This is a genomic window from Endozoicomonas sp. 8E (assembly GCF_032883915.1).
Taxonomy (GTDB): Bacteria; Pseudomonadota; Gammaproteobacteria; order Pseudomonadales; family Endozoicomonadaceae; genus Endozoicomonas_A.
Map to the genome: position 1 here is coordinate 2,161,747 of NZ_CP120717.1, position 12,808 is coordinate 2,174,554.

Consider the following 12,808-nt stretch of genomic DNA (forward strand, 5'->3'; position numbering starts at 1 on the left):
GAGCAGAGTAATTTGATTACCGTGAAAAATTTCTCATCCCTGAGGGCGCAAAAAATTGTTTCAGTCGCTCATGGCTGATTTATGCTGATCTCTTTTTGATGCCTGTGAACGGGGCATCTAATGGTCTCTGATATCAGAGTTCGTCGCGGGTAGCCTTTTTGTCACCCCATTCGTAGAAGGTACCCAGAGTGTAGGAATAAGGAATACTTTTTGCGTGGGAGAACGACCATTCAGGTATATTTTCCCTGAAGTATTTCTCCCAGCCATTCTCAAATAGTCTCATGGTGCGATCCCGGCGTTCACGAAATTGCAGATAATTTTCATGTCGCGTCCAGCCATACATTGTGTTGTTGGCTTTAACGCGGTAGGCGTATTCTTCATCGGTTTCACTGAAGTATTGAGGCGCGGCAATAGCGGTACGTTTCACATATTCATCTTGCGTTTCACCCAAACCTATCCAGCGATTCATTTTGTCAAGACTTCGGCCCAGAGGTCCACCCAGCCACTGAGTGAGCATCTTGTTGTCGTTCATAAAGAAGTCGAAAGTGAGACTCGACGCCAGGGCGACTCCGAAGGTTTGGGCATAGGTGAATCCGGATATAAGTCCATGGGCGTATGTTCCGACAGTGGCTACCGGACCCAGCACCAGAGCGGCTGTGGCAGAGGCCAGCGTTTTCACTTTTTGTGGTGTCACCCTGTGCAGAAGCGGCACCTGAACCCCTTGTCGGGAACCCATGGATTTCACTATTTCCGGCACCATACGGGAAATGCTGCGATACCTGTGCGGGTTGGCGTTGTACTGTCTGGCAAACAACATGGAACCGGTGCTTAGCAGAATGACTGAGGACGCGGCCTTGCCCAATGGCATGGCCAGACCGCCCACTTCAGAGACTTGTTCAATTCCATTGTGGTAGGCGTATTGGCCGGTTCGGTCAGGATCAACACCGTAGCGTTCCAACCAGTGCTGGAAAGGTGTAAGCATCCTGTGCAGGTAATCACCCCGGTTGGTCAGATCCAGAAGATAGAGGAATGACATGTTTGAGAGCGATAGTTCGGCAGCCTGCCTGGCGGTATGGGTTACCAGTAGCGGTTTGTAGCTGGTGTAGTACCAGGTGACAGCCTGTACCAGAAAGGCTGAAGGTTTGACCCAGTAATCATTGAGCTGCTGCTCAACCGCTGCGGCATGAGCCTGCATCAATGTGTCATGGATAGCCTGGATCAGTTCTGATTGAGACAGGCCGGCAGCATTGGCATAAGGAGTCAGGGTCTCCTGAACATTGGCCAGAAATGCTGCCGTTCTGCGGCCATTTTCAAAGGCAATATCATCCAGAACGTAGTTGGCGATGACAGCAGCGGCATACTCTTTCATGCCGTCAACAGACTCTTTCATGCCCGCCGGGCCAGTTGCGGTCACGGTCACAGGAGTAATGGCAATCCCCATGAATTGCTCAGCGCCTTCATCGGACAGCATCTGGATGACCTTCCTGAACTCGGGCACCCTGACACCCTGTTTATCACCAAGGAAGTGTTCAAACTCAGCCACTGTCTGATAACCATCAACACCTCTGACGGCCTTTATGTAGTTTTCAAGTTCAACCTTGCTGATCAGACCTTCTCGCAGCAGAGTTATTATCTTGTTACCACTGGCAAAACGGGTAGCGAAGTATTCCAGAAAGCTTTTCAGGTCCTCTTCTTCATACTTGACGAAGTGAATGGCCATTTTGCCCATACCATTAATGACTTCGTCGTATTGTTGAGGCCCTTTGCCCAACTCATTTCTGATCCTCTGCACCAAAACCCCGACTTCTTCCAGGACGTCCTGAGACTGATCATCTTCCAGCTCGAAAGAGGAGGGTGAGAAGTTTCTTTTCAGGTTCCTGAAGACTCTTACAATCCGGCTGGCCTGATGAAACGTCAGATCTTTTCCGACCATTGCCTGCAAGCGAATGGGGGCAAATTCATCGTCAAAATCGAAAGTCGAAAGCTGGGGGATCACCTTAGCGCTTTTCGCTGCCGATGCTGCCAGACCCATTGCGGCTTCCAGAGCCTGTTTCTTGAGAGCGTGCTGGTGGATGAAGCCGTGCATATCGGTCATTACTTTTACCTGTCCCGGCGTGTACTGGAAGGGACCGCCATCATTTTCGACGGTTTTCTCGGCAACCTTCAGGGCAGACTTCATTCTCTCAATATCTGCTTTCCTGACTTCAATCTCAGCTTCCAGACGGGCTTGTTCCTGAATCGGTTGCTGGACCTTGCTACCACTGGCACCATCCCCGCCCGGTTGTACCATAGCATCCAGTTTTTGATGAGCAGCCTTCAGCTCACTTTCAGCTTTTTTCAAAACTGCCCTGGCTGTGGCTGCCTCACGATCAAGGACGTACCGGGGTTTGGGTCCCAAGCGAGCCATATGCCTGTCAAGCTCGTTCTCAATGATCAGGATACGTGCATTAACGTCTGGCTGAACCTTATCGATAACTTCTTCGTCCAGCAGTTGCAGTTTTGCATTAATTAAACTGTTTTGGTCGTTTATGCTGGCATCATCGTTATAGTCTTTAATGTTGAGTTGATGTGCCATTTCATTGTTCCGGGCTCTTCTGGCTGTTTCATCTTCATAAACTTGGTTGACTTCATCCCGAAATGCCTGAATTCTGGCCATCAGAGTATCCTTCTGTTCAGACAGGCTGGCGTCGTTATCAAAGTTCATCATTAGATCACTGGCCAGTTTCGCTGTGAAAGCCTTGACTTTTTTTATACCAACAACACAATCAAGAGGGTGGATATGCAGCTGGTCCTCTATTGCTGCAATCAAGCGTGTCAGCTGTTCTATGACCTGCTTATCACGGTACGGATCTTCGACTTTATAAGTAAGACTCGCATCAAGCTTCTTGAGTCTGAGACCCTTCTCGTCGAGAGCTTCGCTATCTTCTTTCCAGAGGCTTTGGTCTATCCGGCCCAGTTGGTATTCTCCGGCGTAGCCAAGTATTTTAAGAACCCTGGCAAGTCTTGCTGTTCTGTCATTCTGTTCATTGAAGTTGATTCCGAATAATGCTTCTTCTACCTGTGCCAGCGGATCGGTCTGTTGCTCTCTGGCACGTTGATCCGGGTCAGAGCCTCCAACTTTATAGTGAAGATACGCAAGAAGTTTCGCGACTTTAAGATCCCTCCCGTCCGGAGCTGTGTCTTCATCTGCCCAAAGGGTGTTATGTATCTTATCCAGCCTGTGATCTGTGAGATCATCGCCGTCAAACATTCTTCGAACCCTGATAAGTCTTGTTGTTTTGTCATCCTCTTCATTGACTTTGATGTCGAGTATTTCTTCTATGGCTTTCAGTATTGCCAGAGCTTTTTCCTCTGACCGTTGTCTGGCTTTGCTGATGAATCCCCATATTTCTTCAGAAATGGCCTGACGACGAAGATACACGTCATCTTTTTCATCAGGAGCTCTCATCTGAAGAGTTTTTTCCATGTCACTCAATGTCTCACGGACTTCAGGCATAACTTCGGAGTTGCCTGTTCTGATGTAATCCACATAGGTGTCCAGAAATTTAAGCTTGTTAAGTTTGGTATATACTGCTGACTCTACGGCGGCGCGGTCTGATAGTGCGGTGTTGTCGTTCGGATCAATACCAAGAACCCCGGCCAGAGCAACTTTTCTGGTATCGGTGTAAAAATCCTCCATATCGAGTTGGATGCTCATGGTATTGAGTTGTTGACGCAGACGTTGCGCTTCAGCATTCATTGTCTCCAGTTTTTGAACCAGGCATTCTTGTTGAACGTCAATATCTGCATTGCTATCAAAATCCTCAATGCCTAAACGTACGGCAATAGTTGTATAGCGGGCTTTAATTTCAGCTTTAATTTCAGTTTCTTTTTCAGCATCTGTTGTGATGCTCCGTTGCTGAAGATATTGTTGATCGGTCTGAGTTTCCTGCTCCTTATGGTGTTGCTGAATGGCCTGACAACAGACTTCCGGGTCCTTTTCGCTCTCCGGGACCGGACCGAGCTGATGTTCAATGGTCGCCCGTTCTGCGTTTGCAGGTTCTTCCCGAGTCTGTTCTGTTGCGGAAACGGGTGTTGCGGCAACCGATGTTGGGGCAACCGATGTCAGGGTAACCGATGTTGGAGCAATCGATGTTGCGGCAACCGATGTTGCGGCAACCGATGTTGGGGCAATCGATGTTGGGGCAATCGATGTTGGGGCAATCGATGTTGGGGCAATCGATGTTGGGGCAATCGATGTTGGGGCAATTGATGTTGGGGCAATCGATGTTGGGGCAATCGATGTTGGGGCAATCGATGTTGGGGCAATCGATGTTGGGGCAACCGGTTGCTTGATTTCACTAATTTTCTGGTTGATGAGCCTGGCTTGTTCTTCGAGGGTTTGGGTACCATCCCAGTTATCAATACCAAGCTTTGCTGCAATTTGGGTGTTGTAATCTTTTATGGCTGCAGCTGTCACTTCACGAGCTTTTTTTCTCAGTATTGGAATTCGGTCGGCTTCTTCCTGAAGAAAGTGTAACAAGCTGCTTCGTTTTGCCAGCTTTTGCTGATTCTCAACATTTTGTTGATGGATCTCGAGTGAAAGCTGCTTGATGCGCTGCTGAAGCCACCGGTTACGGGCTTCAAGGTCATCTTCGTTTTCTGGAACCAGACCGAGCTTACCTTCGCAGAAAGCCAGTCTTTCCTGGATTTCCCCATCGCTTGGTTCTTCGTTTTGTTGCAGTCGCTGTTGCTTTGGCGGACGAATGAACTGAAGGGTAGCAAGATCGTCTTCATTGGTCGGCGCTTTTGCTTTTACAGCTTCTTCATCTGGTTGTGTTGTTGCGGCAGCCAATTGCTTGATTTCAAGAATTTTTTTTCTAATGATTCTGGCTTGTTCTTCCGGTGGCTGGGTAACATCCCAGTTATCAATACCAAGCTCTATTGCTATTTGAGCGTTGCGAACTTTCAGGGCACCTGCGCTGGCATCACGGGCTTGTTGTTTCAGCTCTGGAATATGTTCGATTTCCTGCAAAAGTTTCTGTAACCATTCTTTCGGTTCTTCGTGCTCTTGTTGATTCTGAATATGTGTTTGAAAAATCTTAATGGCCTGATGCTTAAGGTGCTGCTGAATGGTCCGGCGACGATCTAAAGGGTCATGTTGGCTATTTGTAATCCCGAGTTGACCTTCAAAGGTAGTCAGTGTTTCCGAATCGAGTGCGTCGGGTTGTCTAGGGGCTTGTTGCAGCTGCTGTTGAATGGACTGAAGGGTAGCCAGATTTTTTTTATTGACCGGAGCGATACCGCGCTTGCCGCCAATGGCCGCCGGTTTGGCTTTTAACGCTTCTTCATCAGGCTGTCCTGTTGCGGCGTATATTCTGAAGATTTCTTTAATTCTTTCACTGATGCGTCTGGATTGCACTTCCAGTGGAAGGGTATCAATCCAGTCATCAATACCGAGCCTTGATGCTGTTATAGAGTACTGAGCTATTATGGCATACGCTCTGATACTACTAAGTTGTTTTTCCAGTGATGGGATTCGACTGACTTGCCTCTGAAGTGTTTGTATCTGGTTTTTCTGTTGTCCCAGCTCTTGATGAAACTGTACAAGTTTATCTTCAATTTGTTGCCTGAGTTGAAGTGCTCTTAGTTGTTCCTTTTCACTGGTACTGGTTTTTTCCGTTGTGAGCTTTAACTGGTTTCTAAGCTGGGTGAGTTCGCTCTCTTTTGCCAGCAGCTCTTCTTGCCTGATTTTTATCTCAATCAGCTCTCTGGGCTTGTTGCTCACGACTTTGGAAGCAAGCTCTTCCTCGTCCCCGGGATCATCGGCCTGCACTCGGATGATATCACTGTCACCCGATATCACTTTCTGAATATTCTGAATAAAGAACTGATTAGTCAGGAGATTTCTAAGTGCCGGCTTGAAGCTGAAGTATTTTTTGAGTTGATTATGCATCCAGGTCGGCGTGACGACCGACGAAGCGATTTCGATCTGTCCTATTGTGAGTTCAAATTCATCCGCTCCATCTAAATTTGCACTGGTTAATGCCTGATACAGATATTCATATTGTGACAGTGCTATCATCAGATCATGGTCGTATGCAAGCGTTATTTCTCCATCTTCTTCAGGTCCAGCATTGTGTTCTGCTGCTAATCCCTCCAGCAATGCCATTTGCCTGCTTCTAATGGTGTATTGATAGCTTTTGACCTTATCTTTTTTTATCTGTGTTTTTGCATCAGAGGGGGGGCGGGTGCTGGATTCTTCCTCCCACATGTCATGCAGACCTTCTACAAAAGCGAGATCGGTTGGATTCTGTTTTTGACTGCGGAAAACTATAATCTCTCCGGGAGCCTCAGTCACTTCCAGTTTTGGATAACCCTCAGGCACAGGGTAAGGCTGTGTGTCATCTTCGACGTGAACAACATAGCCGACAGGTTTATGGTACGACAACAGTTTGTTGAGAGCTTGCTGTTGTATATCTTCCCCCAGAACATGAACCTGGGCATAGGCAGAGGTGGCTGCTGCTAAAAGAGCCTCGTCATTGACAAAGAGTGATTGCCCCAGGCGGCGCAGTTCAGGGGGTTGCTCGGCCGAAGCAAGAAGACGCAGAAAGGTGCGGCCGTTCACTTTAACCTTATTGACTTTAAGGGTGGCAAGAGCAACATAGTGATCAACTTCGCCAAGGTTTCCTGCTCTTTCATGTGCACCTTTGAGCACTCCGACCAGATGTTCGGGGCTGGCAACTTTCGTAAACGGTTCTAATGTTTGCGTGTTGCCTAATTGAACGCGAACAGCCTTAATTGAATCCTGATGGGTCATTCTGTCTCTGACTTCGATAAGCAGTTTCCTTTCTGCAAGGTTATGGGTGAATTTGAAAACCCCCTCATTACCGACCTTCAGAACTTTGGTGTACTTCTGAGCAACATTATTCTCGTCTGTTTCAAACTGATCAACAATGGAGACGCCACCCACGATGCCAGAAAGGACGTCCGTGAAACCTTCTGAAGGGATGTCATAACCCGCTCTGACTTCAGTCTGATCGGGGTAAGTGGTAGTAAAGGATTTGGGTATTGGCTGCTGGTCGTCGCCTAGAGTTGGCTGAACTATGACTTCACTCTGGGTGAACTCTGCATGTCCATTGCCATGAATATCGACAGATTTTGTCTGCAGTCTGCGATCCGCCAATGCCTGTGTGCCAATCATGGAAGAGCTGATTGCAATGGCCACTGACAGTGTTAATGCATTGGGGCGAACATTTGTCATTCTACTACCTCAGTGCTGAGTATTTTGATTATCGTGAAAAGTGATTACCACACCTCGTGAGTATGCGACTCCTGATAGCTAATAGCTGTCAATCGTTCGTGGCTGCCAATCGCTCATGGCTGTTTCTGTAAGCCGTTGAGAGAATTTAGTTCACACTGGCAGAACCGCTAAGCTGTTGAGCGAATTTAATTCAGATTGGCAAAGTTCAATGTCCGTAAAATTGACTGGTTTTTACAACTCGTTCCCATGCTCTGAGGTCGTCATTCCCGCGAAGGCGTTAATCCAGCGCCAACGGTGGATCTCTGCCTTCTCGGGGATGACAAGGCCAGGGGAGCACAGGGCAGTAGGGTTCTGGTGGTGAGTCAGTGTGGATTCCCGCCTTCGCGGGAATGACGAGAATGAAGCCGGGAATGACGAGAATGAGGAGAGAGTTTTGCGACACCCTCTGAGGCATGGGAACCAGAGTTCTCTGCTGGTTTCTGATATCAAAGTTCGTCGCGGGTATTTTGATCTTTATCAAGATCGAACTTCTTAACCTCAAGACCAACCGGTGCTGCTTTCACGGTTGCGGAGGGTTGCTCAGGTGCTGCAGTCCCTGACTCAAATAAAGCACCCAGAGTGCAAGAGTAAGGAATACTTTCTGCATGGGAGAACGACCATTTGGGCACATTTTCCCTGAAGTATTTCTCCCAGCCATTCTCAAATAGTCTCATGTTGCGATCCCGGCGTTCCCGAAATTGCAGATAATTTTCATGTCGCGTCCAGCTATACATCGTGTTGTTGGCTTTAACGCGGTAGGCATACTCTTTATCGGTTTCACTGAAGTATTGAGGTGTGGCAATAGCCGTGCGTTTCACATATTCATCGTGCGATTCACCCACGCCTCGCCAGCGGTTAAATTTGTCAAGACTTCGGCCCAGGGGGCCACCCAGCCATTGAGTGAGTATCTTGTTATCGTTCATAAAGAAGTCGAAAGTAAGACTCGACGCCAGAGCGAATCCAAAGGTTTGAGCATAAGTGAATCCGGATATAAGGCCATGGGCGTATGCTCCAACAGTGGCTACCGGACCCAGCACCAGACCGGCTGTGGCCGAGGCCAACGTTTTTACTTTTTGTGGTGTCACCCTGTGCAGAAGAGGCACTTGAACTCCTTGCCCGGAACCCATGGATTTCACTATTTCAGGCACCAGACGGGAAATGCTGCGATACCTGTGGGGATTGGCGTTGTGCTGTCTGGCAAACAACGTGGAGCCGGTTCCTAACAGAATGACTGAAGAAGCGGCTTTGCCCAATGGCATGGCCAGACCGCCCACTTCAGAGATTTGTTCAATCCCGCTGTGGTAGGCATATTGGCCGGTTCGGTCAAGATCAACACCGTAGCGTTCCAACCAATGCTGGAAAGGTGTGAGCATTCTGTGCAGGTAATCACCCCTGTAGGTCAGGTCCAGTAGATAGAGGAACGCCATGTTTGAGAGCGACAGCTCGGCAGCCTGCCGGGCAGTGTGGGTCATCAGCAGCGGTTTGTAACTGGAGTAGTACCATGTGACAGCCTGTACCAGAAAAGCTGAAGGTTTGACCCAGTAGTTATTTAGCTCCTGCTCAACCGCTGCGGCATGAGCCTGCATCAATGTGTCATGGACAGCCTGGATCAGTTCTGATTCAGACAGTCCGGCAGCATGGGCATAAGGTGTCAGGGTCTCCTGAACATTGGCCAGAAATGCTGCCGTTCTGCGGCCATTTTCAAAGGCAAGATCATCAAGAACGTAGTTGGCGGTGACAGCTGCGGCATACTCTTTCATGCCGGCAACAGACTCTTTCATGGCCGCTGGGCCAGTTGCGGTCACGGGAGTAAGGGTAATCTCCATGAATTGCTCAGCATCCTCATCGGACGGCATCTGGATAACCTTCCTGAACTCGGGCACCTTGACACCCTGTTTACTGGCTGTGGCTACCTCAGGATCAAGGACGTACCGGGGTTTGGGTCCCAGGCAAGCCATATGCCTGTCAAGCTCCTTCTCAATGATCAGGATGCGCACATTAACGTCTGGCTGAACCCTTTTGATAACTTCGTCGTCCAGCTGTTGGAGTTTTGCTTTAATTTGACTATTTTGGTCGTTTATACTGGCATCATCGTTATAGTCCTTAATGTTAAGTTGACGGGCCACTTCATTGTTCCGGGCTCTTCTTGCTGTTGCATCTTCATAGACTTCGTTGATTTCATCCCGAAATGACTGAATTCCGGCTATCAGGGCGTCCTTCTGGTCAGACAGGCTGGCATCCTTGTCAAAGTTCATCCTTAGATCACTGGCAAGTTTCGCTGCGAAAGCCTTGACTTTTTTTATACCCGTAACGTAATCAAGAGGGTGGATATGCAGCTTGCCCTCTACGGCTGCAATGCAATCTGCCTGTTGTTCTCTGACCTGCTTATCATGGTACGGATCTTCGACTTTATAAGTGAGGCTCGCATCAAGCTTCCTGAGTCTGAGACCCCTCTCGTCAAGCGCTTTGCTGTCTTCTTTCCAGAGTGCCTGGTCTACCTCACTCAGCAGGTATTCTCCGGCGTCAGGGTGGTTAATCATTTTAAGCACCATGGCAAGTCTTGTTGCTCTGTCCTTTCGTTCAATGGAGTCCAGGTTGAGTGCTTCTTCTACTTCTGCCAGCGGATCTGTCTGTTGTTCTCTGGCTCGCTTATCCGGGTCAGGGCCTCCGGTTTTATAGTGAAGATACGCAAGAAACTTCGCGACTTTGAGATCCTGCCCGTCCAGAGCTGCGTTTTCATCTGCCCAGAGGGTGTTATCTATCTTGTCCAGCCTATGATCTGTGAGATCATCGCCGTCAAACATTCTTCGAACCCTGATAAGTCTTGTTGTTTTGTCATCCCCAGCATTGACTTTGATGTCGAGTATTTCTTCTACGGCTTTCAGTATCGCCAAAGCCTTTTCCTCCGCCCGTTGTCTGGCTTTTTCGATGAAATCCTGCAGTTCTTCAGAAATGCTCTGGCGACGAAGGTAGACATCATCGTTTTCGTCGGGAACAGTCATCTGAAGGGCTTTTTCCACGTCACTCAATGTCTCAAGGACTCCCGGTATAACTTCGGAGTGGCCTGTTCTGATGTAATCCAGATATGTGTCCAGAAATTTAAGCTTGTTAAGCTTGGTATATACTGCTGACTCTACAGCTTCGCGCTCTGATAGTGCGGTGTTGTCGTTCGGATCAATACCAAGAATCTGAGCCAGAGCATTTTTCCTGGTAACGCTGTGAAAATCCTCCACAATGAGTCGGAAAGTCATAGTATTGATTTGTTGACGCAGATCTTGTGCTTCAGCTTTCATTGTCTCCAGTTTTTGAATCAGGCGTTCTTGCTGAACGTCAATATCTGTATCACTATCAAAGTCTTCAATGTTTAAATGTGCGGCAATGGTTGCAAAGCGAGCTTTGGTTGCAGATATTTTTTCAGCTTCTGTTCTCATGCCCGGTGTGGCATGTCTTGCCCTCAAGTCCTCCAGGTTCCTGGATAATTCAAGCAGCTGTCTGGCCATGTCGGTCATGACTCTGGAAGTAAACTCTTCGTCTTTTTCGGGATTGATCTGCGCTTGTTTGATATCGCCGATAACGGGTATCACTTTCCGAATATGCTGAAAAAAGTGCGGGTTCATCAGAAGATTTTTAACTACGGGTTTGAAGCCAAAGTGTTTTTCGAGTTGCTCATACATCCGGTTTAGCGTGATGACTGATGAAGCGGATCTGATGTATTCCAGTGTGAACTCAAATAGACGACCTGTTCGATATGGATTATCTGGAGCAGCCAGCGCCAATGCCAGCTGGAGGGATTCGTAATCTGCAAGGGAACGTACCGCCAGTTTATCTTCGTTAGAAAGCATCATCGGTTGATCTTTGTTAACGCCGATATCGTGTCGTGCAACAATCTCCTCCAGCAGTGCCATTTGCCTGTTTCGGATGACGAACTGGTAGTTTTTGATCTTATGTCTGAGAAGATCTGTTATGATTACAAAGCGAAAGCGATTATTAACCCCATTTTCTAGCCAGAGTTTGTAGAGTTTTTCTACAAAAGCGACGTCATCCGGACGCTGCATCTGGCCATGAAAAAAAATATCCTCCCCCGGAGCTTCTGTTATTTCCAACTTTGGATAACCCTCAGGCACAGGATAAACCTGTGTGTCATCCTCGACGTGTACAACATAGCCGACGGGTTTGTTGTGTACAAAAAGCTCGTTAAGCGCCTGCTGTTGTAAGTCCTCTTTCAGGAGATGAACCTGTATGTAGGCAGAGGCGGCAGCCGTCAGGAGAGCTTCATCATTGACAAAGAGTGATTGACCCAGACGTTGCAGTTCAGGGGGCTGATCGCCCGAAGCGATAAGACGCATGAAGGTACGCTCATTCACTTCAATTTTTTCAACTTCAATGGTGGCAAGGGCAACGAAGTGATCACTTGAGCCGAGGTTTCCTGCTCTTGCAACGGCAGCTTCCAAAACGTTAGACAGTTGCCCGGGGCAGGCGATTTTCGTTAACGGTTCTAATGATGTAGAAAATAATTTACGACGAGCAACCGCAACTGAATCCTTATCGGTCATTCCGCCCCTGACTTCAATGACCAGTTCCTTTTCTTCAAGGTTGTGGATGAACCTGAAGATTCCTTCATCACCTACCTTAAGAACTTTGGTATATTTCTGAGCAATGCCACTCTCGTCTGTTTCAAACTGATCAACACTGGAAACGCCATCACCAATACCAGAAAGAATTTTTGTAAAGCTTATAGTGGGAGAGATAGAGTAGGGACTTTCTGAAGGCTCATAAGGGTAGGTGGTGGTAACAGATTTGGGTATTGGCTGTTGGTCATCACCTAAAGTTGGCTGAACCATGACCTCACTTCGAGTAAGCTGAACACCTCCAGTGTTCGGAATACAGGCATATGTCTGAAGTTTGCGAACGACCACTGCCTCTGTACTCATGATGGAAAAGCTGGTTGCCAGGGCCGCTGCAAAGCTTAATGCATTGGGGCAGGTATTTATCATTCTACTACCTCAGAGCTGAGTACTTTTATTCCTGTGAAAAGTGATTGCCACACCTGACAATGAAGTAGGTAACAATAGTTCATAGCCTTCAACTCGTTCCCACGCTCTGAGGGTGTCGCAAAACTTTCTCCAGCGTGGGAACGAGCTGTCTTCACTCTCGTCATTCCCGGTTTCACTCCCGTCATTCCCGGTTTCACTCCCGTCATTCCCGGTTTCACTCCCGTCATTCCCGGTTTCACTCCCGTCATTCCCGGTTTCACTCCCGTCATTCCCGGTTTCACTCTCGTCATTCCCGCGAAGGCGGGAATCCACACTGACTCACCACCAGAGCCATACTGCCCGGTGCCCCCCCTGGCCTTGTCATCCCCGAGAAGTCGGAAGCCCAATGTTGGCGCTGGATTCGCGCCTTCGTGGGAATGACGTCCTCAGAGCATGGGGACGAGCTGTTGGAGTTTTGCGACACCCTCTCTGCGTGGGAATGCATACCGCCCCTGAAAAACTGACTCTACACGTGATTTAAGATATGGGTTCC

The 12,808-nt window shown here is 48.3% G+C and carries 5 protein-coding genes; all 5 read right to left on the reverse strand.

The window, feature by feature from the left end; translation table 11 throughout:
• Positions 1-133: 133 nt before the first annotated feature.
• Positions 134-7,243, reverse strand: coding sequence for a hypothetical protein (locus P6910_RS07840; protein ID WP_317145711.1), 7,110 nt, complete (start codon positions 7,241-7,243; stop codon positions 134-136).
• A 277-nt stretch (positions 7,244-7,520) separates the two neighbouring features.
• Entirely contained in the window at positions 7,521-7,763 is a 243-nt protein-coding gene (locus P6910_RS07845; RefSeq protein WP_317145712.1) for a hypothetical protein, read from the reverse strand.
• On the reverse strand, positions 7,729-12,276 hold the full coding sequence (locus P6910_RS07850; protein WP_317145713.1) for a hypothetical protein: 4,548 nt from the start codon (positions 12,274-12,276) through the stop codon (positions 7,729-7,731). Before P6910_RS07850 ends, P6910_RS07845 begins: the two co-directional genes overlap by 35 nt.
• Before the next feature lie 9 nt (positions 12,277-12,285).
• On the reverse strand, positions 12,286-12,588 hold the full coding sequence (locus tag P6910_RS07855; RefSeq protein ID WP_317145714.1) for a hypothetical protein: 303 nt from the start codon (positions 12,586-12,588) through the stop codon (positions 12,286-12,288).
• Positions 12,563-12,739, reverse strand: coding sequence for a hypothetical protein (locus tag P6910_RS07860; protein ID WP_317145715.1), 177 nt, complete (start codon positions 12,737-12,739; stop codon positions 12,563-12,565). Before P6910_RS07860 ends, P6910_RS07855 begins: the two co-directional genes overlap by 26 nt.
• Positions 12,740-12,808: the final 69 nt, after the last annotated feature.

Bases quoted from the DNA above. Each gene is read 5' to 3' on its own strand.
- P6910_RS07840 (WP_317145711.1), bottom strand. From the start codon at position 7,243: ATGACAAATGTTCGCCCCAATGCATTAACACTGTCAGTGGCCATTGCA.
- P6910_RS07850 (WP_317145713.1), bottom strand. From the start codon at position 12,276: ATGATAAATACCTGCCCCAATGCATTAAGCTTTGCAGCGGCCCTGGCA.